Origin of the sequence: Roseibium sp. Sym1 (assembly GCF_027359675.1) — a bacterium.
Lineage (GTDB): Bacteria > Pseudomonadota > Alphaproteobacteria > Rhizobiales > Stappiaceae > Roseibium.
This window is the reverse complement of sequence record NZ_CP114786.1, coordinates 2,903,392-2,928,293: the sequence shown is the minus strand read 5'-3', so window position 1 is coordinate 2,928,293 and position 24,902 is coordinate 2,903,392. Positions and strand designations below refer to the sequence as shown.

Genomic DNA, 24,902 nt, shown 5'->3' with positions numbered 1-24,902 from the left:
TACCCCCACAAGGACAGGGCAATCGCAATTGACCAACGTCGTGTCCGCAGTCGCCAAATTTACCTCTCCCACTGGGAGAGGTCGGACCAAAGGTCCGGGTGAGGGGGCAGACTTTTCTGGAGACTCAGGCATTTGTTCCCTCACCCCAACCCTCTCCCACCGGGAGAGGGAGCCATGCTCTGCCAAATGCCATTGCCCTGCTCCTTGTGGTGAGGGGCTACTGCCTGAGCAAACCGCAAGCAAAGTGTTCTGGGTTCCAGGTTTGGTGACTTGAGATAACCACATGTCGAAGCCTGTCCCCCTCCCCCTTGTGGGGAGGGGTTAGGGGTGGGGGTCCTCCTGGAAATCAAAACGCGTTTCAAAACACCACGTCTTCGATGCAGAGGAAACCTTGCCCCGATTTCGGCTCGCTGGAAACGAGTAGGCCCGGGTCAGCGCTACGCTTGCCGGGGTGATACCCGTGTTTGTGGCGCGTCTTTTTGGATTGCGCGCCCTACGGACCTGGAAAGGTCGCGCGCCAGCGGCGCAGGAAGGTCTCGCGGGTCAGGGCGTCGAGCGCCACCATCAGGGCGGGCGACAGGCCGATCGGGCGCAGCGCGGTCGAGCTGAGCGACTCGCCCTCGTTGCCCTCGTCCGTTTCCAGAAGCGGGCTGATCAGCAGCGCCGTTCTCAGCGCCAGCACGCCTTCCGGCGACAACAGAAAATCGAGAAACTGTTCGGCCGCCTCCTTGTTGGCGGCCTCCCGCGGGATCATCAGCGCCCGTGACAGCACAAGCGTGTAGTCGGAGGGCAGCACGATGCCGATGCGGTCGTCCTGCTGCTGATAGCCCTGGGCGTAGGAGCCAAGCACGTTGTAGGCGATCAGGTAGCGGCCTTCCGCAACACTCCGGATGATATCCGCCGAACAGCAGGTCGAGACCGCCCCGGACCGGCCGAAGGATTCCTGAAGGGCGCCGAAGGTGGAGGCCTCGCGTGCGTCGGCGAAGGCAAACAGGTAACCGAGGCCGGACTGCTCGATGTCATAGGTCGCGACCCGTCCCGCATAGCGGGTTCCGGAGGGACGCAGCAGGTCGAGCAGGTCGAAGCGGGTCCGGGGAATGTCGTCCGCAGGCACCAGGTCCCTGTTATAGACCATCACCGCCGGTTCCCGGGTGATCCCCCACAATTCGTCGCGCCACCTGAGCGGCGCCGGCAACCGGTCGGTCAGGCGGGAACTGTAGGACCAGGCACAGGCCTCGTTGACCAGCTTGACCATCTGGTGCACCCCGGAACTGATGACCACGTCGGCGCCCTGGCGTCCGCTGTGACAGTCCTGACGGCCGAGACGGTAAAGCTCGTTCGAGCCCCACTGCTCGTAGCGCACCTGCAGGCCGGGCCGGCCGGCAAGGAAGGCGTCGACGACCGGACCGAAGACGGCGATGTCCGTTGTCGAGCGCAGGACAAGAACCTGCGCCGGCGCCGCCGCCCCGAACACCCGGATCATCTCCTGGGCGCGCGCGGCGCCAAGGCCAAGAAGAACGAAGGCCGCGACCCATGCGGCTGTCAGAAACCGCAGCGTCATGAGGTCCACTCCGGCGCGGCTTCGAATTCCAGCGACGCCCTGAAGCTGCCCGAGCCGGTGGCACCGAGTTTCAGCTCGCCATCGAACGACACCGCGACGGAATGGGCGATGGCAAGCCCCAGTCCGGATCCGGTCTGGCGGGACAGGGTGCCCTTGTTGAACCGGCCGCCCAGCTCGGCCAGGATCGCGGCAGACGGCCCGGACCCGGAATCCTCGACCCAGATGGCGCCCCTGCCTTCTTCCTGTGTTGCGCCGACCCGGACCGGCGAGCGGCCATACTTGACCGCGTTGTTCAGAAGATTCTTCAGCGCCTCCTTAAGCGACGTCTCGTCGGCCATCACGATCACCGGCGCGTCGCCGATTTCAAGCTGGATGTCGAACTCCGGATTGAGTACGGCATGGTCGCCTTCCTCGAAGACGTCCAGGGCAATATCGCGCAGGTCCACCGCTTCCCGGCGGGCACTGTCGCCGCGATGGATGACCAGCGCCTGCGACAGCATCTGGTCGAGCAACCGGCCGAGACTGGCGGTGCGGGTCTGGATCCGTTCGACAATCTTTTCCTTGCGCGACAGATCGGCCTCGTCGGAGAAAAGATCCGCCTGCGCCCTGAGGGCCGCCACCGGCGTGCGCAATTGATGGGCCGTATCGGAAATCAGGTGGCGCATGGAATTCATCTGCCGGTCGAGCCGGGCCATGAAACCGTTGAGCGCGTTGACCATCACCGCGGTTTCGCGCGGGACCGCCGTGTCCATGGGCGTCAGGTCATGCGGATCGCGGGCCGACAGGCCGCCGGCCATGGTCTCGAGCGGTTTCAGCACGGAGCGGACAACGACCATGGCCAGGAGCACCATGGCCAGCCCCGAGGCGGCCAGCACGTAGAGCGCCTTGCGGGTGATGTCATAGGCCATGGCGTTGCGGGCGCGCAGCGTCTGGCCGACCACGACCTTGATGGTGCCGTTCAGCTTGCGTTCGGCGAAGCGCCGCGAGACCACCGCGAAACGTGCAGGCTCACCAAAGAATGTCCCGTCAAAGAAGCCCTCGCGCAATTCGTTTCGCCGGTTCGGCAGCGTGATGTCCTCGTATCCCGTCAGCGTGTCCCCTTCCGGACCGAGAATGCGGTAGCCGATCCTGTCGTCCGGGGCCAGTGCCAGCAATTCGAAGGCGGAAACCGGCAGCTCGATCTCCGGACGGCCGTCCTGCACGCCGATGGCGGAAGCGATGTTGGTCGCCGCACCGAGCAGCAGCCGGTCATAGGCGCTGCGCGCCGCCTCGCGGCCATAGGCAAACGCGGCAATGGAGACGATCAGTCCGCCGAAGATCAGGAGAAACGCGATGCCGAAAGCCACGCGTGCCGTCAGCGACAGCGTGGCCAGCCGGTTGAGAAGGTCAGTCATCGGCTTCCAGCTTGTAGCCAAGCCCTCTCAGGGTCTCGATCCGCACCGAGCAGTCCGACAGTTTCTTGCGCAGGCGCGCGACATAGAGCTCCAGTGCATTCATGCTGACATCGGTGTCCTGAAAGCTGAACACGCCCTCGAACAGCCTTTCCTTGCTGACCGTCTTGCCGCGATTGTGGATCAGGATTTCCAGCAGCGAGAATTCCCGCCTTGTCAGGCTGATCGGGCTGTCCTCCCGGCGCGCCACCCGGGCAGACGCATTGAATGTCAGGTTTCCGACGGTCAGTTCCTCGGCCTTGTCGCCCAGGTCCCGGCGGTAGAGCGCGCGCACACGCGCTTCAAGTTCGCGGTGGTCGAACGGTTTGACGAGGTAATCGTCGGCTCCCGAGTTGAGCGACGACACGCGGTCGTCGACGGAAAACTCGGCCGTGAGCATCAGCACCGGTGTCCGGTCGCCCCGCGCGCGCATTTCCTTCAGGAGTTCGGTGCCAAGCCCGTCCGGCAGGTTGATGTCCAGCACGATCACGTCATAGCGCTGGACGTCGACACAGCCCCGGGCCTCTTCCAGCGACCTGGCATGGTCGCAGGCAACGCCGGACCGCTCCAGCCGGATCATGATCGCCTCCGCGACGTCAAACGTGTCTTCAACCAGCAGCAAGCGCACCGAGTCTGTCCTCCCTGCCATCAGCATTGCATCGCCTTTTCGCGACATGCAAGCGACCTGACAGGGTTTGACAGGTTGATGACAGGGAACGGCGCTAGGGTTCTCCCACGTCCGCTGGGAGGACCCGCATTCAGAGCGGAACCACGGACAAAAAGGCAAATCCAAGCCTGACACATGTGGAGGAAACACATCATGGCATTCAAACCGACCCGCCTTCTTCTGGCGGCCGCTTTCCTTGGCGCATCCGCCTTCGGCGTTGCCGCACAGGATTTCACGCCCGAGAACCCGGAATGCATCGCACCGGCCAACCCGGGCGGCGGCTGGGACTTCACCTGCCGACAGGTCGGCAAGTCCCTGCAGGATCTGAAGCTGCTCGACAAGACCATGCAGGTCGTCAACCTCGCCGGTGGTGGCGGCGGCGTGGCATTCGCCGAAGTGGTCAACAAGCGTGGCGACGACAACGACCTGATCGTGGCCGCCTCCTCGGCAACCGCGACCCGTCTGGCCCAGGGCGCCTATCCGGGCAACACCATGGACCAGGTGCGCTGGCTTGCCACCATCGGAGCCGACTACGGCGTGATCGCCGTGGCTGCCAACAGCGAGATCAACACGCTTCCGGAGCTGCTCGACAAGATCAAGGCCGATCCGAGCTCCATCTCCATTGCCGGCGGTTCCGCCGTGGGCGGCTGGGACCACCTGAAGGTTCTGATCGCGGCCAACGCCTATGGCATCGACGACGTGCGTTCGGTGAAATACATCGCCTTTGACGGCGGCGGCGAAGCCGTCACACAGCTTCTGGCCGACAGTGTCCAGGCTTTCACCGGCGACATTTCCGAAGCCAAGGGCTTCGTCGACAGCGGCGACATCAAGGTGATCGCGGTGCTGGCACCGGATCGCCTGCCGGGTGAATTCGCCGACTTCCCGACCGCCAAGGAACAGGGTGTCGACGCCATCGGCGCCAACTGGCGCGGGTTCTACGCACCGGGCAACATGTCCGACGAAGCCTACAACGCCTGGGTCTCCAAGATCGCCGACCTTTACGCCAGCGACGAATGGAAGGGCATCATGGCCGCCAACGGCCTGGCACCGCTCGACCTGCAGGGCGAAGCCTTCCAGGAATTCGTCGGCAACTCCGTCCAGCAGATCCAGGACATCTCCAAAGAGATCGGCATCATCAAATAAAACAGCCGACTTGACCTTCGGGGGCGCACATCGTGTGCCCCCTCTTTGTTTCCGGCACACCGCCGCACGGATCTCTCCGCGCCTTGGGATCTCCGGCCGGGACTCCGGTCTGGATTGTCGGCGCCCCCGGTGGCACAGTTAAGCCGCCGTTCAACAATCAAACAATAGCGGCCACCGGTTGGGGAAGAGCCGCCAAGGGAAGGAAACCATGAGCGACCGCATATTTGGCGTGGTCGGGCTACTCCTTGCACTCGGATATGCCTGGGCCGCTCTCAACATCGAGGAAAGCTTCCTGTCCGACGCCGTCGGCCCGAAGGCCTTTCCCCTGATCATCGCAACTGTTCTCGGTCTCGCGTCCATCGCCATCATCGTCAAGCCGGACGCCGCCCCCGAGTGGCCCAGCCTGATGCGTTTCGTGGAGGTCGGCGCGGCCATCGTGGTGATGATCCTCTACGCGATCTTCCTGCCCGAACTCGGCTTCGTGATCGCCACCGCGCTGGCGGCCACGTACCTCACCTGGCGCCTCGGCACCCGGCCGCTGTCGTCGGTCGTCTCGGGCAGCCTGACGTCGCTCGGCATCTATGCCGTGTTCCATCTCGTGCTTGGCCTCTCGCTGGCCAAGGGCCCCCTCGGCTTTTAACGGAGCGCTTCCATGGAAACCCTGTCTTCATTGGCCGACGGCTTCGTGATCGCCCTGACCTGGCAGAACCTTCTGCTGGCCCTGCTCGGCTGTTTTCTAGGCACCATGATGGGCGCCCTGCCCGGTCTCGGCCCGTCCAACGGCGTCGCCATCCTGATCCCGCTGGCCTTCACACTTGGCCTCGGCGCAACCCCCGCCCTGATCCTTCTGACCTCGGTCTATTACGGCGCCATGTATGGCGGGCGCATCTCGTCGATCCTCCTGAACATACCCGGCGACGAACCCGCGATGATGACCTGTCTCGACGGTTATCCGATGGCCAAGGCCGGACGGGCAGGCGAAGCGCTGGCGCTGTCCGGCATCGCCTCCTTCGTCGGTGCGTTCCTGGCCACCTGGGGCCTGATCCTGCTGGCGCCGCAGCTGGTCAAGATCGCGCTCCTGTTCGGCCCGGCGGAATATTTCGCCCTGTTCACGCTCGCCTTCGCCACGCTCGGCGGCGTCGCCTCGACCAACCAGGCCAAGACCGCGATTGCGGCCGCGCTCGGCATCGGCCTCGCCACCGTCGGCGTCGACACCCAGACCGGCGTGCCGCGCTTCACCTTCGGCGAGGTGCACCTTTACGACGGCATCGATTTCCTGGTCGCCATTGTCGGCCTGTTCGCCCTGTCGGAAGTGTTCCTGTTCCTGGAGCACCGGCACGGCAACGCGGACGCCGCCGGTCACAAGGTCTCCGTCGGCCGGATGATGCCGAGTTTCTCGCTGATCAGGTCCTGCACCCCGACCATGCTGCGCACCAGCTTCCTCGGCTTCATCGCCGGTGTGCTGCCCGGTGCCGGCGCCTCGCTCGGCTCGTTCATTTCCTACACGATGGAAAAGAAGCTGGTCGACAAGGAAGGCACCTTCGGCACCGGCGACCCGCGCGGTGTCGCCGCTCCCGAAGCCGGCAACAACGCCGCCGCCGGCGGCGCGCTGGTGCCGATGCTGGCGCTCGGCGTGCCCGGTTCCGGCACCACCGCCGTCCTGCTCGCCGTTCTGCTGGCGCTCAACATCACCCCCGGCCCGCTGCTCTTCACCCAGCAGCCGGACGTTGTCTGGGGCCTGATCGCGGCGCTGTTCATCGCCAACTTCATGCTGCTGGCCATGAACATCCCGATGATCGGCCTGTTCACCCGCGTGCTGCTGATCCCGCCGCGCATCCTGATGCCGATCGTCGCCATGGTCAGCTTTGTCGGCATCTACGGCATTTCCGGCTCGTCCTTCGACCTCCTGGTCATGATCGGCTTCGGCGTCATGGGCTGGATCCTCAGAAAGCTCGACGTGCCGCTGGTGCCGATCATCCTCGGCACGCTGCTCGGCAACGCCATGGAGAACAACCTGCGCCGTGCGATCACCATCGACAACGGCAACTGGTGGACGCTCGTCGACAGCCCGCTCTCCCTCACCCTGTGGGCCCTCGCCCTTATCGGCTTCGTCCTGCCGATCATCTTCGGCCGTGTGCTGAAGGCACGGATGAAGCACATGAAAAAGGACGAGGAAGGCGCGACGATCGACTGATCGGCTCGCTGGTACCGCCAATCACGAAACGCCCTTTCCGCATGGAGAGGGCGTTTTTGTTATTGGGCGGGCAAACGACCGGGATGCTGACTTGGGAGACGTTCTGGCATGGTCGATGACGACCGAAACTTGCACAGGTCTGTCGTTTGCTGAAATCCTGGTGAGGACGGTTTGGCCAATATTGTTTCCGATGGCCATGCCTGTTTGATTTCGTACCCCTCGCCATTGATATCGCTCAAGGCTTGAAGGTCCAGCATGCGCAACCTCTATTTGGTAAGATTGCCAGAAGAGTGAGCTGATTTTCCGACCAGTGACAGAGCCGAGGCCAGGGAGAGTGCGATGAATCCCGTAGTTTGGAAATATCTGCCAATAAAACCAGCCTTTTACCCTTTGCTACGGAAATTGTTCGGTTGGCGGGACTTGAGTTGGAGCTTGAAAGCTTCGCTTCCGGTCGCCCGGTATGAGGCCGGTGCGATTGCCACCACAGGCAAGATCTACGTTTTTGGCGGCGCGGAATTCAGTGAAATCGTAGATGGCTATCTGTTTACCAAGCCGGGTGAACCCGTCTTCGAATACGATCCGGCAACGAATATCTGGAACACGGCTGATGACATGCCGACGCCGCGGTCTGGTTGCTGCGTAATGAAATTCAGCGACGAGCGCATATGTGTGGTCGGCGGTTTCGAAAAGCTGCCCAACCAATGGGTAAAAAACACAAGTATCGACATCTTCGATCCGGATACACAGAGCTGGACTCCGGCTGGCCAGTTACACTTCGGCACAACACACTACGCGGCTGTTCTGGTCGATGATCGGTACATCTATGCGTTCGGCGGCATAGGCACTGGGACAGGGGGATTTTTCACATCACGGGCAGTCTGGTGCCAGGATCTTCAGGAAAACACCGGGCCATGGCCGGGATCCATCCCGCTCATGCCAACACCACGGCATGGACATGTCAGCGTTGCTGGAAAGGATGGCCTGATATATGTCATTGGCGGACTTAACGATTCAGGAGATCTGGCAAACGTCGAGGTCTATGATCGGGAAGCCAATATCTGGCAAACGCGGGCGCCTATGCTGTGTGCACGCCGCCACTTTGCCGCGGTCGTTGGACCCGCGGGTCACATATATGTTTTCGGCGGCATGAGCTGCGGCGCGGCCATAGCTTGCGCGGAAAAGTACGATCCGGTCTCCGATAGCTGGACACCTTTGTCCGACCTGCCCAGACCGTGCATGTATCACTCTGCCGTCGTTTCCGCTGACAATCGGGTTTTCCTGATCGGCGGCTTTGAAAAGGAAAGCTGTGAGGCCGATCCGGTGTTCCTGGACCGGGTTTGGGCGTCGACATCCCCCTTGACCGAGTGACCGATCCTGGCCCAAACCCGCAGGAAACCGACCGGTTTGCAAGGATTTGAAACGACGTTGCCGAGCAAATTCACCCTGTCCCGGGAGAAGATCCCTGCCAGGGCCGGCCCGAGTTTCAAATCGGCGAAAAGCCATTGTGCCGCCGAATAATGTTGGTCAATTCCCTCAATCCGGGGTGATTGTGCCGTCGGCTCGCGTAATAGATATGAAATGGATCTCCGGCAGCCGCATTCTCTTCCAGGACGATTTGCAAACTGCCTTCCGCCAGTTCCCGCTTCACGCGTGCCTCGATAACATAGGCCAGACCCACACCGGATTTTGCAGCGGCGATCGTTGTTGCCGTATCTTTGACGGTTATGTTTCCCGGTACGCGCCATGCCTTCTCGCTGTCACCTTCGCGCAGTTCCCATGGGTAGTTGGAATCATCGCCAAGCAGCAACTGGATGCAAGTGTGCCGGTCCAGCTCCGACGGGGTTTGCGGCGCGCCGTGCTTGTCGATGTATCCGGGCGACGCAACGACGACCCAGCGCTGCGGACCGGTCAGCGGGACCGCCACCATGTCTTCAGGCACAAGATGTCCGTAGCGGATCCCGGCATCATAACCCTCGGCGACAATGTCGATGGGGCGTTCCTCAACGGCCAGGGTAAGACGTACATCCGGAAATCTTCCTGCAAATTCCGGCAAGGCGGGAGCGAGCAACAATTGTGCTGCATCTGCAAAGGCATTGATCCTCAACTCTCCAAAACTGGCCGCTCCCGGTGCCTGTACTGCATGAAGCGCATCGTCGATCGCGTCGAAGCCGTTGGTCAGGCTCTTGGCCAGCTCCAAGCCGATGTCGGTAGGCATGACTGCGCGGCTGGTCCTGTTCAGGAGTTTCACGCCCAGTTTTTCCTCCAGCCGCCGCATGGCATGACTGGCTGCCGACGGCGTGACACCAAGCTCGATTGCAGCGGAGGTGAAGCTTTGCCGGCGAACGATCGTCAGAAACAGTCGCAGATCGGCCAGATTGGTTCTGTCGGCGGAAATCACTATGAATCATCTTCATCTCAAGACTGAATCATATTCAATCAATATCGATCCTTTTGCAAGCGCCGTGTGTGTAGTTTGGCCTGGCCGACCGCTAGCAGGGAAGGATGTATCATGACGCATTTTGAGGAAATCAGGATTGGCGATCTCGCCGGCAAGCGCATCCTTGTGACCGGTGGCTCGACGGGAATCGGGGCTGCCGTTTCTCTTGCCTTTGCCGCACAAGGGGCAAAAGTCGCCGTCCACTACAATGAGAGCGAAGCCGCGGCGGAGGCGGTCCGCGCCCGGTTCCCAGACAACATTGTGCTCGTTCAGGGAGACCTGAGCACACCCGGCGTGGCCGCTCAGGTCGTTCAACGGGCTGCAGAAGCTCTCGGCGGCCTTGACGGGCTGATCAACAATGCGGGCGGCATGCTGGGCCGGATTCCGACAGTCGAGGCCAGTCCGGAGCATGTCACGCGCGTGTTCAACCTGAATGCGCATTCGGTCTGGGAAGCAACAGTCGCAGCCCATCCCTATCTGCGCCGGTCAAACAGCAGCTTTGTGATCAACACGAGTTCCGTTGCGGCGCGCAATGGCGGTGGCGGCGGTGCCGCGCTCTACGCTGCCGCCAAGGCCTATGTCAGCAGTCTGACCCGTGGGCAGGCAAAGGAATTCACCGCCGACGGCATTCGGGTGAACGCGGTTGCGCCCGGCATCATCCAAACGCCCTTTCACGACCGCTACACGTCCAAAGAGGTCTTTGCAGCCCAGATCGCCACGATCCCCATGGGGCGCGAAGGCCATCCGGAGGACTGTGTCGGGGCCTTCCTCTTTCTCGCGTCGCCCACCCTTTCTGGCTACATCACCGGCCAGGTTATCGAGGTGAATGGCGGCCAGCTCATGCCTTGAGGAGCAAATTCATGAAAACCAGACCCTTTGGCCGCACCGGCCGCGATGTTTCCGAAATCGGCTTTGGCGCCTGGGCAATCGGAGGAAGCTGGGGTGACGTGTCCGAGACGGAGGCCAAAGGTGCCCTGCATGCCGCGCTGGATGCCGGAACGACCTTTATCGACACGGCGGATGTCTATGGCGACGGCCGCTCCGAACGGATCATTGCCGACGTATTGAAGGAACGCGAAGGGGACCGGCCCTTTGTGGCGACCAAGGCGGGCCGGCGCCTGTCACCCCATGTCGCGGACGGCTACACCAGGGACAACCTGAGCGCCTTTGTTGACCGGTCCCGTGACAATCTCCAGACCGATTGCCTCGATCTGGTTCAGCTCCATTGTCCGCCGACCGAGGTTTATTATCGCCCGGACGTTTTCGACGTGATGGAGGGTTTTGTCCGGGACGGAAGGATCAGGGGCTATGGCGTATCGGTCGAAAAGATCGAAGAGGCGCTGAAGGCGCTCGAATATCCGGGCGTCAGTTCCGTCCAGATCATCTACAACATCTTCAGACAGCGCCCTGCGGGCCTGTTCTTCCGGGAGGCAAAGGCGCGCAATGTCGCGATCATCGTGCGGGTCCCCCTCGCCTCCGGTCTGCTGACGGGCAAAATGAGTTCCTCAACCACTTTTGCAAGCGATGACCACCGTGCGTTCAACCGCAATGGCGAGGCATTCGACAAGGGCGAAACCTTTGCGGGTGTTCCCTTTGAGCTGGCGCTGGATGTCGTCGAGGAGATCCGCCAACTGGTCCCGGAAAACGTGACCATGGCGCAATTCGCTCTGCGCTGGATTCTCATGGAAGACGCCGTCAGCGTTGTCATTCCCGGAGCCAAGACAAGAGAGCAGGCAGAGGCCAATGCCGCCGCCAGCTCCGTCGCAGCTCTCTCGCCGGAGACCATGGATACCTTGCGCGAGCTCTATCAATCCCGCATCGCACCGCATGTGCATCACTATTGGTGAGGATCATTCCGGCTCGTTTCGGATGGGACCGGCGAAACCAGTGTCAGGAAACATGGGTGGCGGGGGTCGGAAAGAAAACGTTCTTCGGGGATATCGAGGCACCTGGCCATTGTCGTGCTAGATCCTAATTTAAATAAATGAAAATATGGATACGAAGAAAAAGTGTTTGTCGGCTTGACCCTTGCTCATCTGGATTGATGGAGATTGATTTGACACCGGGACAGACTACTTTGCGAACGTTGGCGATCGTTACCGCGGTGCTGCTGGCTACACCGGCCCTGGCTGCGTCCTGCATCACCAGCAAGGGGCAATTTCAAGCCTACAAGCAGCAGCTGGCGCAACAGGCTGCTTCGTCTGGTGTTGGGCGGCGCGGTTTGCAGGCGCTGCAGCAGGCCAAGCTTTCCGGTATCACATGGCGGTTTGAATCAAGCCCGTCCTCGCAATCCAGCATGCGCCATAGCAGTCCCGAACAATTTCTGAAAAGCCGGTTCTCGAGCGTGAATTCGTTTGTCTCGGGTGGCAAGCAACGGTTGAAGCAGAACGCAAGACTGTTCCGGTCCATTGAAAAGCGCTACGGCGTGCCGGGGTCGGTCCTGGTGGCAATCTGGGGCTACGAGACCGGTTGGGGCGGCTACACGGGGAAAACGCCTGTCGTAAGCGGCGCCGTGACCCTGGCGTCCTATTGCCGGCGTCATCCGCGATTTGAAGACGACGCGATCGCGGCCTTGCAACTTGTTGACCAGGGGCTCCTGACAGGCGGCAGCCGCGGCGGCCCGTCTGGTGAACTGGGGCACATGCAGTTCCTGGCCGGCAACTGGAGCCGGTACGCCGTTGACGGGAATCGCGATGGCCGCGCCGACCCCAACAACGCGGCCGACGCGCTTGCAACGGCGGCGAACATGCTGCGCCGCAATGGCTGGCAGTCCGGACGTCCCTTCGGCGAAGGAACGGCCAATTTCCGTGTCCTGTCGACGTGGAACGACAGTGGCAACTATCAGCGCGCAATCGCTTTCGCAGCCGGGTTGATTCAACAATAGGCGACGCACGCGGCTGCCCGGCTTCAACAATCAGACGAATGAACTTGCCTAAAGGGGGCTTGGCGCCGATCTGAGTGGTCGAAATCCCCTTTTTCAGACGCGGTATCGGCACGCAACCCGGTGCCCAATGCCCTCGCCCTCCTTGGCAAAGTCCTGCCACCTCTCCTCGGCCGCCTCCTATAGACGCACAGGCGTCCAATGGAGGATCAAGAAGAGATCAGCCATCAGACAGCATGGCTGTCCCGGCCGTCACAGCCTGTTTCTCCTGGCCGCAGCCATTAATGAACAGCAGGCGTTTTCAAGGGTCGACCGGTTCACCGGTCTGTTGAATGGGGATTGAAATGCGCCCTGTGAATCCACGCCGTCTCAAGGATGGCCAGGTCTCGGAACTCGTCGTCGCATCGCACGATGGTGAGACCATTGAAGTCATCTACGAAACGGGAGACCTGATCGAAGCGCCGAACTGGACACCGGATGGGCGATGGCTGATCTACAACGCAGACGGCAGGCTGTTCCGCATCTCGCCGGACGGGTCCATCGGCCCTTCGCGGATCAACACCGCTCCGGTCGAAAACCTCAACAACGACCATGTCGTGTCTCCGGATGGACACTTTCTTTACGCGAGCGCCAACGATGGCCATCTCTACCGGGTGAGCGTGGAGGGCGGTGAGCCGGTCAGGATTTCAAACACCCATCCGCCCGAGCGGGGGTTCCGCTACTATCTTCACGGCATTTCACCCGATGGCCGCATGCTTGCCTATGTGGGGCTGGAAACCGGAACGGGAGAGACAATGACGCGCGTCTTCCTGATCCCATCCTCCGGCGGGAAAGACGTTGCCCTCACCGACGGGTCCAGCCCTGTCGACGGACCCGAGTTCACGCCCGGAGGGGAATGGATATACTTTAATTCCGAGCAGGGTTCATCGGCAGCCGAACACGCCCAGATCTTTCGCATGAAGCCGGACGGAACGGCCGTCGAACAGCTTACTTTCGATGACCGGGTAAACTGGTTCCCACATCCTTCGCCCGACGGTCGCCTGGTTGCTTACCTCTCCTATCCTCCCGGAACGACCGGGCATCCCGCGGATCAGGACGTGATCGTCAGGACGATGACCCCGGACGGAGATGCCATCCGGGAGATTGAGCGTTTCAATGGAGGACAAGGCACCATCAATGTTGCTTCGTGGTCACCCGACTCGTCCCGCTTTGCCTATGTGCGGTATCCGTTTCGATAGTCAGACGGCTCTGACCGGTCTTTGGGCATTTCATCGGGTTTGCAGGTGACCGCCACCTGTCGAGGATATGGTGCGCTTCACAGCCGGAGCGGAAAGTGTGATTTTGCCGCGGCTGTAGGGCGCGTCGCGGAGCAGCCGTTGATTGGTGCAGACGTCGGCGAAGGTTCCGGCCGCACCCGGTAAATTCAGCCGTAGTCCAGGTCCAGCAACTCGAACCGGGCGATGTCGCCGGCCTTCGACGACAGGAAGTTCGACTGGACGACAACACCGTTGCCGAGCAGGGCGTCCGGCACGCGCCATCCGGGCCTGAAATCCACCTGCCTGTTCCAGCCCGCATGCAGGAATATCCTGCGCCCGCCGGCCGCGCACAGTCTGGCCAGAACCCTGCCGGCTTTCTGCCGGTCAAATAGCCGTTCATCCCGGCAAAAACTCGCGCATACCAGCAGCAGCGGGATGCCGCGGATCGTCCTCGGTGACCCCAGCAGGGCAAAATTGCCGTCACAGGCCATGGCGTAGGCGTGTACGGGCGTTGCAAGGCGTCTGCCGATCTGGCGGGACGTCCAGCGGGGACCGCTGCGCCCCGCGCTTTCCTCATATGTCCCGAAGGCTTTCGAGATTTCCGTGCTGTCCTGAAACACCCTGACCCCGCACCGGCCGCCGCCTGGCAACAGACCGGCGGAAACACCGATCCGGACCGGGAGAAGATTGAATTCCGTCAGCTTGAGGAAGCGGCGGTTCAACAGCCGGGCCCCCGCGTTCGGATAGGTGTAGATCCACCGCACGTCTTCAGCCTCAAGTGTCGCCCTCAGTTCCTGATAGATGCGGCTGACCGTCCGGTAGTCCCTGCTCTCGGGCGACACGAACAGGTCAACGAGTTCAGCCGTCTTCTCCACCTTGCCGTTGAAGGCCAGGGTCTTGAAAATGACACCTGCCTGGCCGATCTTGTCCCCGCCGCTGTAGGCCGAGACGGCCACCGCCCGGTCGTAGCCCTCTTCATAGGTCCATCTGAACCGCTTTTCCGACAGGTCCGCCCCCCGCCGGGCAAAGGCGCGGCACGCCAGCTCGGAGGTTATCCGGGAAGGAAACTCGCCAGCGCCTGCAACTTCTAGCTTTATCTTCACAGGTGACTCGCCTATCAATTCGTCAGTTGTAATTTTTGCCAATTTTCGCATGGATTGAAAGGGCGCCGCCATGAGCATCAGCGATTTCACCTTTGGAACTCACGTCTTGACCAACAGCTGGAACACCTCTGGTGCCCCGGCTCACGGCGGCATGTCGATCAGCGACATGATCGACCTTGCCGCACAAGGCGGTTCCGGAATTGTACGCATTCCGGTTGACCTGTCTGTTGTCACCCAGAACGGGACGCCGCAATGGCAACTCGACATTTTTTCGGAAGTTCTTCAAAAAGCGGCCCAGCACAATATCAAGATCGTGTTCGAACCGGGCCAGACTCCCCTCGACCTGCTTCCCCCGGGTGGAAATGCGGGCGATGTACCGACGGAGCCCTGGGCGATCCAGGAGCTGGCAAACCGCTTCGGACTTCTCGTCGAGCAGATCCACAGCACGTTTTCCGACTATGCCGACACCATCGCCGGCTGGGAAGTCGGCAACGAGCCGAACCTGAGCTACCAGTACACCGGCACCTATCACGGCGGCGAAGGGGATCCCGGCAACCCGCGCTTCTACGCTGTCAGCACGGAGAACGCTGAAGTTTACGCCCAATACCTGCACGCGGTGAATGAAGCGGTCAAAGGCGTCGAAACCGCTCTTGCCCAGGACATCAAGGTGATCGGCGCCGGTATTGCCCACAATGACTATGCCTACATGGACACCATGTTCGCGACCCTGGACAGCCTCGGCGCCGATATCGACGGCTTCACCATCCACCCCTATACGATCTACGACTACAACGCGACGACGCCGCAGTCCGGGCGCCCCACCGACTGGGTGCCGAACCCCACCGACGCCGCCTCTTCCTGGGACTATTATCACAGTTTCCAGGGCGCGCTTTACAGCGTCCAGTACCTGAAGGATTACCACGGCTTCGGCGACGCCGAGCTCTGGATAACCGAATTCGGCGTGCCGTCCTATGCCGGTTACCGCGGCGCCGGCGCGGCCGGCGAAATCGACCAGGCGAATTTCTTCGCCGAAGCCATCGGTGTTCTGGACAGCTGGGACAACAGCGACCTGAAGGGCGTCATGGCCCATATGGTGCTCGACAACTACTACAAGGAAACCAACGACGGTTACAACGCCTATGACGGCGATCCCGGCAATGACGGCACCGCGCTGACCGGCGAAGGCTCCTTCGGCCTTTACGGCCGCTATGCCGACGGCACGATCTATGCCAAACCGGTTGTCGGGTTCCTGCAGGCGGTCACCTCGGGGCAGGACTATTCCAACCCGAACCTGCGCCTCCTGAATGTGGTGAGTTCCGACACGCTCGACATTTCCCAGTGGGGCTCGAACGGCGTCGGCTATCTCGACGGCTACATCGCCCTGACCAATGACGGCGACGACACGGTGTCCGGGTCGGCATTCAGCGACAGCCTGTTTGCGGGAAACGGCAACGATACGGTCAGCGGCAATGGCGGCGACGACCGCATCTATGGCGGCCAGGGCAACGACATCCTTTCCGGCAATGACGGCGATGACGACCTTTACGGCAATACCGGCGACGACCGGCTGAACGGCGGCGCCGGCGAAAACCGGATCGACGGCGGCACCGGCTGGGACACGGTGGTCGTTGACGGCGCGAGCAGCGCCTACACCTGGTCCGGTAATGGCTGGTACGTCACGGTCGGCGCCAACAATGGGTCCGCGTTCACCGCTGCGATCAATGTCGAGGCAATCTACTTCGCGGGCGACGATGTCACGATCACGCTCTCCGACACGGATATCGCCCGCGGCAATGGCGGCGTTGCCGGCGCGTCGGCCGGGCCCACTGCCCCGACACCGGCCAACGACACGGCTGAAGTCGCGCCGGGCGGCTCGGTCACCATCGATGTGCTCGCCAACGACACGGACCCGAACGGCGATACGCTCACCATCACGCAGATCAACGGCGTCGACATGCAGCCGGGCTGGCAGACATGGGTCAACGATGCAGAGGGCCTGGTCATCTACAACACCGACGGCACGCTCACCTATCAGCCCTCGGCTTCGGCCACCGGCACCAAGACCTTCACCTATACCGTGTCGGACGGCACCGAGACCGCGACGGCCACCGTCACGGCCACGGTCGCCCCCATTCCAACCACTCCGGAACCGCAGAACGACACGGCCGAAGTCGCCGCGGGCGGATCCATTACCATCGACGTGCTCGCCAATGACACGGACCCGAACGGCGACACGCTGACCATCACAAAGATCAACGGTGTCGACATGCAGCCGGGCTGGCAGACCTGGGTCAACGACGCAGACGGCCTGGTGATCTACAACACCGACGGCACGCTCACCTACCAGCCGTCGGCTTCGGCCAGCGGCACAAAGAGCTTCACCTATACCGTGTCGGACGGCACCGAGACCGCGACGGCCACCGTCACGGCAACCATCGTGCCGACGACTCCCACCCCTGCGGACGACGCCGCAAATGTCGCCCCCGGCGGCTCCGTCACCATCGACGTTCTGGCCAATGACACGGATCCGAACGGCGACGCTCTGACCATCACAAAGATCAACGGTGTCGACATGCAGCCGGGCTGGCAGACCTGGGTCAACGACGCAGACGGGCTGGTCATCTACAACACCGACGGCACGCTCACCTATCAGCCGTCGGCTTCGGCCAGCGGCACCAAGACCTTCACCTATACCGTGTCGGACGGCACCGAGACCGCGACGGCCACCGTCACGGCCACGGTCGCCCCTGTTGCCACCGCACCGACGCCATCGGACGACACCACCCAGGTCGAGGCCGGCGGCTCCGTCACCATCGATGTGCTTGCCAACGACACGGACCCGAACGGCGACACGCTGACCATCACAAAGATCAACGGTGTCGACATGCAGCCCGGTTGGCAGACCTGGGTCAACGATGCCGACGGCCTGGTGATCTACAACACCGACGGCACGCTCACCTATCAGCCGTCTGCCTCGGCCAGCGGCACCAAGAGCTTCACCTATACCGTGTCGGACGGTACCGAGACGTCAACGGCGACGGTCACCGCGACAATCGGCACGGCCCCGCCGGCCTCGGGCGTGAAATACACCGGCGTCAACATTTCGAGCATGGAGTTCGGCAACGTGGAAATCGGCGACCTGTGGACCGATTACGGCTTCAGCGGCGAAGACCACTATGACTATTGGGCCAATGCCGGCGCCAACACCGTGCGGCTCCCGTTCACCTGGGAACGGCTGCAGCACACGGAGAATGGCCCGCTGGATGCAGGCTACCTGCAGCTGATCCGGGACTCGGTCGCCTATGCACAGGCCAATGACCAGCTGATCATCCTCGACCTGCACAATTTCGGCACCTATTTCGACCAGGAGATGACCAGCGGATCGCAAAGCCTGAAAGCGGCTTTTGCGGATGTCTGGACGAAGCTCGCCAACGAGTTCAAGGACGAGCCGAATGTCTGGTTCGGCATCATGAATGAACCGCACGGCATTACCGCCGAGACCTGGATGGGCTTCGCCCAGGACGCCACCAATGCCATCCGGGCAACCGGAGCGACCAACAAGATCCTGGTGCCGACCGTGGACTGGTCCGGCGCCCACCGGTTCAACGATCCGAACTACCAGGATGAGGAAGCGCTTTACGAGGCCTTTGTCGATCCCGCCGGAAATTATGCGTTCGAAGTGCATCAGTACCTGGACAGCGACAGCAGCGGCACTTCCGACGATGCCGTCGACGGCAAGGGAGCAACGGTGCTTCAGGGCGTGACCGACTGGGCGCGCGCCAACGGCTTCGATCTGTTCCTGGGAGAATTCGGGGTTTCGGCCGACGGCGCCAACGCCGACGAATATCCGGATTTCCTGAACTACATGGAGTCCAACGGCGATGTCTGGCTCGGCTGGACTGCCTGGGGCGCCGGGGAATGGTGGCCGGAAAGCTATCACTATTATCTCGGTGACAAGGACGGTTCCGGCACCGACATCCTGGATGACTTCTTCAACCCCGCGCCTGTCGATTACGAGAACGGCGCGACCATGGCCGCTGCGGGCCTGTCCTTCTTCGCGTCCGGCACCGGCGACGACGCCCTTGCCGGCACGAACGGGCATGACATCTTCTTCTTCGCCGATGGCGAGATCGGACACGACACCGTCACCGGGTTCGAAACCGGTGCCGGGTCAGACGATGTGCTGGCCTTCGACCGGGGCGTGTTCGAGGATGTCGACAGCCTGGTCGCCGCTGCCTCGGACAACGGCGTCGACACGACCATTACCATCGATCAGGACAACAGCATCACGGTGACAGGGCGCATCCTGTGGGATTTCCACGACGACGACGTGATGTTTGTCTGAGCCGGTCGGGATGCGGACACCAAATATCGCGCGCCCAGGTCGTTCGGCGAATGACCGTATCCAGGGCGCGGAGGAAACACCTGAAGAAGGATGAGGACAGCGCGAAGTTCGACTGAGTGACGTGCAGATTTCTTCAAACGCAAAACGCCCCTTCCTGACGGAGGGGGCGTTTTGCTTGAGAGGGCAAGTTCGCAATCAAATTTGCCGGCCCGGCATCGCACCAGGCCATGCTCCCCCTGATGCTTCATGGGGTTCGATCCGCCTGGTTCATCTCGCTTTCCATTGCAATTCAAGACTGCACGCTCCGGATTGATCAGCATCAATGCACAACCGGGGGGATCCTGTTGAGGGTAACGGAATAGCAAAAAGGAATGAATCCCGTTGCCGCGTTCGTGACCATCGAACCGGCAGAACGCTTGAGTGTGAATGGGAGCATGCCATGGCTTATTATGTCTCAGTTGAAGAAGGCGATGACACCAACCCCGGCCTTTCGCGCGGAGAGCCCCTTCGTTCGATCACCCGGGCCATGGAACTCATCTCGGCCGCGTTCATGGAAGAAGGCGATCCGTTCCCTGAAACCGTTCATGTTGCCGCGGGTGACTACAGCGGGCCGACCGGCGAGAGATTTCCGATAACCGTATTGCCGCTGGTGCAGGTCGTTGGCGAGTCGAGCGAGGATTGCAGCATCCTGTTTTCGCTGGAACACGCCGACTGGGTCAGTTCCTGCGCGCCGATCGGGGCATTCATTCATATCTACGGCTCCGTATCGGGCTTCACTTTCTCGGTGTCGGACCCGTCGTCGGAGTGCGCCATGGTCATCCTGATGGACCAGAACGCGGTCCTCGACGACGCCGTGGCGGCGAATATAGTCATCGAGTCGGCCCGGCGCGTTTCGAATGCCGAGTTTGTCTGGCTGATCACGAAGGATGGATTTGAATCTGAAGACGAGGTTTTTCCCCATATCGAGAATTGTCACTACAGCGGGGATCTTGCCGATGAAATCGGTGTTTTTGTCAGGGATGACGGCGGTTTCTCCCTCTGCGGCGGACGCCTGGAGCGCAGTACGGCGATAAACGTCACGGTCCACTCTCCCTCCCGAACCGTCGTGCACGACAACGAGATCGATGCCTGCCACGAGTTCGTGGTTGTCCGGGGATTGTCGGAACCACCTCCCGCCGATCCGGCAATGGTTCCGCAAATCCTGGACAACAGGATCTGGAAGCGGGCGGAACTGACAGGCTGGTTCAGCCAGGTAACGGCGAAAGGCGAGTCCCATTGGGAAGGCAATACACTCCAAGTCAACCGCGTCGGGATAGGTTGCGACTGCACTTTTCATGACAACACGATCGAAGCGCTCGTCGATTTTTCCCTGCACAGGGAAACGGGATGGGCGATTGGCGACCGTTCGGACCTGAACGATTTCTATGCATGCGGTTTTACCCCGGAAGCCGAAATGTTGCGGCGGCCCTTCCGACCGGTTCTGACCGACAACAGCTTCACCTTCTCCGGCGCTTTCTCTGCAGGCAGGAGAGCCTACATGGAGATATTGTATGATGCCGGTCCGGTATTCGAGGGCAACACGTTTTCGACCGAGGGCAGCGAATCCCTTGTCCACGTTCAGAACATCCCCTGCTTCGACTGGTCTGCACCCTCGTGGGTCGCGGAAGAGTTGCAGCCTGTCTGGACGACGAACTGGCAGGATTTCATCACACGCGTGCGCTACAACGACAGATCGTTGCCCGGCTGGATTGATGACTTGCCGGCTCCCTGGCCGGACATGTGGGACGGGTTCATCGCCTGGCTTCACATAGCGTCCCGTTCGGGGCTGATCACGCTTCCGGTGGATCTGACGCACCCGCTGCTGCCAACTCCCTACGGGGAGGATCATCAGGCGTGGATAGACAATTGGCGGAGATTCCAGGAGCATCTCGCGCCGTTCAGACATTGGCGCATACCGGTGATCATGTTCAGCAGCGACGAGGCAATTCAGGATTTCCGCGAGGAATGGCCCGGCACCCTGGCGTCACCGAGTGCCGATTTTGGCGGCGGCGGCCGGAGCATCGGCAACAACACGTTCAACATGACGAACCGTATCCTCCCGAAGATCATTGTATCGGTCTATGACAACACGCTGGAGCTATGGGCCGAAAACAACACCTGGTCGGATGGGCCGACGGTCGAAGCCATTCCACCCAGCGACGACATAATCATTCACATCTAGGCAACGGAGGAACGCTGAAATGAGAAGGATCACGTTGCCCGTTGTGGCGCACCGGATATTCAGCAAGAAGCACGAGAGGGAGATCGTCTGGGAAGATCCGCCGAATACCTTCTTCGAACGCAAATGGTGGGAGGAATGGGCCGCCGGGATGAACACCCCTCCCAAATGGCGCGACGACAGCGATGAAAAACCGCGCTTGCCGGGGGTGCCGTCCATAAGGCTCGACAGGGAACACGGCACTGTTCGCAGCATCGACGAGATTTGCGACATTTTCGATGGCGGCCACCGATCCGGATCAAGCAATGGCAACAGTGTGAACCGGATCTGGAAAGCGGCCGGTATCAATTTCCGGCTGGTGGCGATTGTGGACGAGGGATTGCCGCATGTGCGCTCCCTTGGCATCGACCATGAATCGGTGATCGACATTGCCCGGGATCTGAACACCCCCAAGATGGTCAACGTCTATTTCTTCAAGACCATCGTGGGCGCCCGGGGCGTCGGCGGGTGGTCGCCCAATCCCTTGCAGGAAATGTTGAGGCTTGTTCCATTTGCCGCGGGAGAAGACACGGACTCCTGGGATGGCACCGTTGTTGTGCTGGCGCACGAATTGGGACATCTCCTGAATCTGAGCCACGTGTCCGCTTCCGAAAACCTGATGCATCCCGCCGCCTGGGATAGCGCCGAACTCACTCCGGCGCAGATCATGATAGCCCGCAATCAGGCGCACTATTACACACCGGCTCTTCCATCCCTATGTGTGCAGACATGGTTTCGCGACCGCTTCATCGACCTGGAAGAGCCGCCACTTCGACGCGACGCGTTGAAGGAAGGTCCGCTGGTTCTCGGACCTCCGGTACCGCGACCGGAAGACCCCGCGGCCCAACTGGATTATGTGATGGATGGCGCGCCTGTGTTCGGCTACCAGCTGCCGCGAACCGGCGATTACCGGATGTACAAGAAACCTGTACGGGATGATGTGCCGATGTCCGGCGAGACGAAGCGGCCGGAAAACGACCGGCTCAAGGTGCAAAAGCATGCGTTGGCTCTCTTGAACAGCCTGGAAATCGACAGTCTGGTTGTTGCCCAGTTGGCCGGGCTTCCCGATGCGGCCGAGACACTCTCCGAAATTGCATCTGGAAGCGTCAAGGCGACCACCTCCCAGCGCCAGAACGCCGTTTATGCCCTTGGACGGATCGGCACACCGAAAGCTTCCGACATATTGCTCAAGGTGCTGGATTCGAAAGACCCGTCCATGAGGCTTGCAGCATTGGTGGCCTTGAGAGCGCTAGGGGTGACTACGCATATCCGGAAATGCCTTTGGCAGTTCGTCAAAAACAAGGATGTTGCCCGGGCAGAAGCCGATTTTGCACGCTTGGCCCTGGGTCAGAAGGTAAGCGCCTTCAGCAACGGCCCGCGTCTCGAGGCCGACATCAACAAGGGGATGGATCTCCCGTCCGGTGCCCGAGGCGCATGAACTGACGCTTGAGGTTTGTCATGAGGAACGTTTGTTCGCGCCCCGTCCAAACGCAACAATGGTCCGCGCCCAACAGGCTGATCGACGGCCCCTCAAATCTCCGTTCGCATCCGGTAGCCCGGCGCAAAGATCAGGCGCACATGAGTGATCGGCATGTCGCCCGCCCAGGTGATGCGCTCCATGGCGAAGAGGGCACTGCCCTCGGCCGCGTCGAGTTTTCTGGACAGCGTCCTGTCGGCGTTGACGGCGAAGAAGGAAATGTCGCCGTGGCTGTAGGGCGCGTTGTGGACAAGCCATTCGTTGGCGCTGACATCGGTAAAGGTCTGGTCGCGTGCCTCAGGCGCCGCGGCCAGGTTGATGTAGCGTTCCTCGAATGCATAGGGCCGGTCATCGGCGAAATGCAGCGTCTTCAAAAACAGCACATCCTCGCCGAGGCTCACCTGGAACGCGCCGTGCAGCATCGGTGGAAGCGGCCTGAGATCCCGTTCCAGCAGACTGTGGGAATAGGTGCGGCCGAGCGCCTCGACCTCCTCGCGGATGATCGGGATGGTGAGGGTCGCGCGCTGAGGCGGGTTGAGCGCGACCCGCGTGCCCGCCCGGCGCTTGCGCACCACCAGACCGCTTTCCGCCAGATCCCTCAAGGCCCGGTTGACCGTCGTGCGGGCGCAGCCGAATTCCTCGGCGAGATCCGCCTCATGCGGGATCTGCTCGCCCGGCAGCCAGACCCGTTCGTGGATCCGCCGCAGCAGCTCCTCGCGGATCCCGGTCCAGGAATTTGTGTCGGTCAGCGTCAAGTCTCTCGTGGTCCCGTCAAAGTCGATTGCGCAGCGAGGCCATGGTGGCCCGGTATTTCGCGCGGATGGCCTCGCCTTTTACATGGTTTCCGCCGGAAACAACATGCCGCCCGGCCGACCAGACTTCGGTGACCATGCGGTCGTCTCCGGCGAAGATCCAGGCATCGAGGATTTCGTCACCCTCACGGCCTTCGAGGTCGATGGCAGTGCAGTCGAGGGCAAGCAGATCCGCGTAACGGCCCTCTTCGATGGCACCTGACTTTCGCCCGAGCGCCTGGGCGCCGCCGGCAACGGCGCCGTCGAACAGCACCCGGCCGGTGGAATGCTCTTTGGTGGCGACGGACGCGCGGCAGGTGTCCCGCAGGCGCTGGGAATATTCCAGTGTCCTGAGCTCTTCGGAGAGCGCGATCCGGATGTTGGAATCCGAGCCGACGCCGAAGCGGCCGCCAGCGCCAAGATAATTGACGCCGTCGAAAATGCCGTCGCCAAGGCTGGATTCGGTGATCGGGCAGAGACCGGCAACAGCCCCGGTTCTGGCAAGGCCCTCTGTTTCCGCCGGCGACATCTGGGTGCAGTGGATCAGGCACCAGTTGTCCCGGACCTCATGATGGGCGAGCAGCCACTCGACCGGACGCTGGCCCCAGGCTGCCTGGACTTCCTCCACTTCCGGGATCTGTTCGGCGAGATGCATGTGCAGCGGGTTGGCCCCGGCAAGGGCAACCGCGCTTTGGAGGCCGTCGTGATCGACCGCGCGCAGGGAGTGCGGCGCAACGCCGATGACCGCATCCTCCGGCAGGGCCTTCAGCGCCTGCCCGGCCAGCTCGTGCAGCTTCTGGAACCGCTCGGTGTCGTTGCCGAAGCGGATCTGGCCTTGCGCCAGCGGACGCCTGTCGCAACCGCCATATTGATAATGGACAGGCAGATGGGTGAGGCCGATGCCCGTATCTGCAGCGGCGCCGATGATGCGTTCCGACAGTTCCGCAAGGTTGTTGTAGGGCGCCCCGCCCGGCTGGTGGTGCAGGTAGTGGAACTCGCCGACGGCGGCATAACCTGCCTCCAGCATTTCCATCTGCACGAAGGCGGCGATCGCCTCGACATCCTCGGGCCTCAGCGCATCCAGAAAACGGAACATGATCTGGCGCCAGGTCCAGAAACTGTCGCGCGGTTCGGAGCCGCGGCGCTCGCTCATGCCGGCCATGGCCCGCTGGAACGCGTGGCTGTGCAGGTTGCCAGGTGCCGGCAGCAGAATACCGACGGTCTGCCCTGTCGCGGCCGTATCACGGTCAACGGCCAGGATCCTGCCATCGGCGCCGATGGTCACCGCGACATTTTCCGCCCAGCCACCGGGCAGCAGGGCCCTTTCCGCAAAAACCGTCGCGCCAGAAACCGTCGACAT

The 24,902-nt window shown here is 61.7% G+C and carries 18 protein-coding genes; 11 read left to right on the top strand and 7 right to left on the bottom strand.

Going from position 1 to position 24,902, the window contains the following annotated elements:
* Positions 1 to 493 precede the first annotated feature (493 nt).
* The 3 genes from O6760_RS13290 to O6760_RS13280 are packed head-to-tail and all read right to left on the bottom strand — an operon-like array spanning position 494 to position 3,619.
* Positions 494 to 1,561, bottom strand: a complete 1,068-nt coding sequence (locus O6760_RS13290; protein WP_269585838.1) for an ABC transporter substrate-binding protein — start codon at positions 1,559 to 1,561, stop codon at positions 494 to 496.
* The gene (locus O6760_RS13285) at positions 1,558 to 2,955 is read right to left on the bottom strand and encodes a sensor histidine kinase (protein WP_269585837.1); all 1,398 of its coding nucleotides are present in this window, start codon (positions 2,953 to 2,955) and stop codon (positions 1,558 to 1,560) included. Before O6760_RS13285 ends, O6760_RS13290 begins: the two co-directional genes overlap by 4 nt.
* Entirely contained in the window at positions 2,948 to 3,619 is a 672-nt protein-coding gene (locus O6760_RS13280) for a response regulator transcription factor (protein ID WP_269585836.1), read from the bottom strand. Before O6760_RS13280 ends, O6760_RS13285 begins: the two co-directional genes overlap by 8 nt.
* Positions 3,620 to 3,811: 192 nt before the next feature.
* On the opposite strand from O6760_RS13280, the gene O6760_RS13275 reads away from it, so the two are divergent.
* From O6760_RS13275 to O6760_RS13260, 4 genes are all read left to right on the top strand, one after another.
* Positions 3,812 to 4,801 (top strand): Bug family tripartite tricarboxylate transporter substrate binding protein, encoded by a 990-nt coding sequence (locus O6760_RS13275; protein WP_269585835.1) that lies wholly within the window; start codon positions 3,812 to 3,814, stop codon positions 4,799 to 4,801.
* 208 nt (positions 4,802 to 5,009) lie between these two features.
* Positions 5,010 to 5,441, top strand: a complete 432-nt coding sequence (locus O6760_RS13270; RefSeq protein ID WP_269585834.1) for a tripartite tricarboxylate transporter TctB family protein — start codon at positions 5,010 to 5,012, stop codon at positions 5,439 to 5,441.
* A gap of 12 nt (positions 5,442 to 5,453) precedes the next feature.
* Entirely contained in the window at positions 5,454 to 6,995 is a 1,542-nt protein-coding gene (locus O6760_RS13265; protein ID WP_269585833.1) for a tripartite tricarboxylate transporter permease, read from the top strand.
* Positions 6,996 to 7,334: 339 nt separating this feature from the next.
* Positions 7,335 to 8,363, top strand: a complete 1,029-nt coding sequence (locus O6760_RS13260; protein WP_269585832.1) for a Kelch repeat-containing protein — start codon at positions 7,335 to 7,337, stop codon at positions 8,361 to 8,363.
* 115 nt (positions 8,364 to 8,478) lie between these two features.
* On the opposite strand, the gene O6760_RS13255 is transcribed toward O6760_RS13260, so the two are convergent.
* A complete protein-coding gene (locus O6760_RS13255; RefSeq protein ID WP_269585831.1) occupies positions 8,479 to 9,393 on the bottom strand; it encodes a LysR family transcriptional regulator in 915 nt (304 codons plus the stop codon).
* A gap of 111 nt (positions 9,394 to 9,504) precedes the next feature.
* Here O6760_RS13255 and O6760_RS13250 point away from each other — a divergent pair, with 111 nt between their 5' ends.
* From O6760_RS13250 to O6760_RS13235, 4 genes are all read left to right on the top strand, one after another.
* On the top strand, positions 9,505 to 10,281 hold the full coding sequence (locus O6760_RS13250; RefSeq protein ID WP_269585830.1) for an SDR family NAD(P)-dependent oxidoreductase: 777 nt from the start codon (positions 9,505 to 9,507) through the stop codon (positions 10,279 to 10,281).
* An 11-nt stretch (positions 10,282 to 10,292) separates the two neighbouring features.
* Positions 10,293 to 11,279 (top strand): aldo/keto reductase, encoded by a 987-nt coding sequence (locus O6760_RS13245; protein WP_269585829.1) that lies wholly within the window; start codon positions 10,293 to 10,295, stop codon positions 11,277 to 11,279.
* A 137-nt stretch (positions 11,280 to 11,416) separates the two neighbouring features.
* Entirely contained in the window at positions 11,417 to 12,316 is a 900-nt protein-coding gene (locus tag O6760_RS13240; protein ID WP_269585828.1) for a lytic murein transglycosylase, read from the top strand.
* Positions 12,317 to 12,657: 341 nt separating this feature from the next.
* Positions 12,658 to 13,551, top strand: coding sequence for a TolB family protein (locus tag O6760_RS13235; protein WP_269585827.1), 894 nt, complete (start codon positions 12,658 to 12,660; stop codon positions 13,549 to 13,551).
* Positions 13,552 to 13,736: 185 nt separating this feature from the next.
* Here the strand turns inward: O6760_RS13235 and O6760_RS13230 are convergent, their stop codons facing one another.
* The gene (locus O6760_RS13230) at positions 13,737 to 14,672 is read right to left on the bottom strand and encodes a hypothetical protein (protein ID WP_269585826.1); all 936 of its coding nucleotides are present in this window, start codon (positions 14,670 to 14,672) and stop codon (positions 13,737 to 13,739) included.
* A 70-nt stretch (positions 14,673 to 14,742) separates the two neighbouring features.
* Between O6760_RS13230 and O6760_RS13225 the strand changes: the two genes are divergently transcribed.
* From O6760_RS13225 to O6760_RS13215, 3 genes are all read left to right on the top strand, one after another.
* Positions 14,743 to 19,017 (top strand): Ig-like domain-containing protein, encoded by a 4,275-nt coding sequence (locus O6760_RS13225; RefSeq protein ID WP_269585825.1) that lies wholly within the window; start codon positions 14,743 to 14,745, stop codon positions 19,015 to 19,017.
* A gap of 439 nt (positions 19,018 to 19,456) precedes the next feature.
* Entirely contained in the window at positions 19,457 to 21,238 is a 1,782-nt protein-coding gene (locus O6760_RS13220; RefSeq protein WP_269585824.1) for a DUF1565 domain-containing protein, read from the top strand.
* A gap of 19 nt (positions 21,239 to 21,257) precedes the next feature.
* Positions 21,258 to 22,712, top strand: a complete 1,455-nt coding sequence (locus O6760_RS13215) for a HEAT repeat domain-containing protein (RefSeq protein ID WP_269585823.1) — start codon at positions 21,258 to 21,260, stop codon at positions 22,710 to 22,712.
* A gap of 92 nt (positions 22,713 to 22,804) precedes the next feature.
* Here O6760_RS13215 and O6760_RS13210 read toward each other — a convergent pair whose 3' ends face one another.
* Positions 22,805 to 23,506: a GntR family transcriptional regulator gene (locus O6760_RS13210; RefSeq protein WP_269585822.1), complete on the bottom strand. Its 702-nt coding sequence runs from the start codon at positions 23,504 to 23,506 to the stop codon at positions 22,805 to 22,807.
* 16 nt (positions 23,507 to 23,522) lie between these two features.
* The gene (locus O6760_RS13205; RefSeq protein WP_269585821.1) at positions 23,523 to 24,902 is read right to left on the bottom strand and encodes a formimidoylglutamate deiminase; all 1,380 of its coding nucleotides are present in this window, start codon (positions 24,900 to 24,902) and stop codon (positions 23,523 to 23,525) included.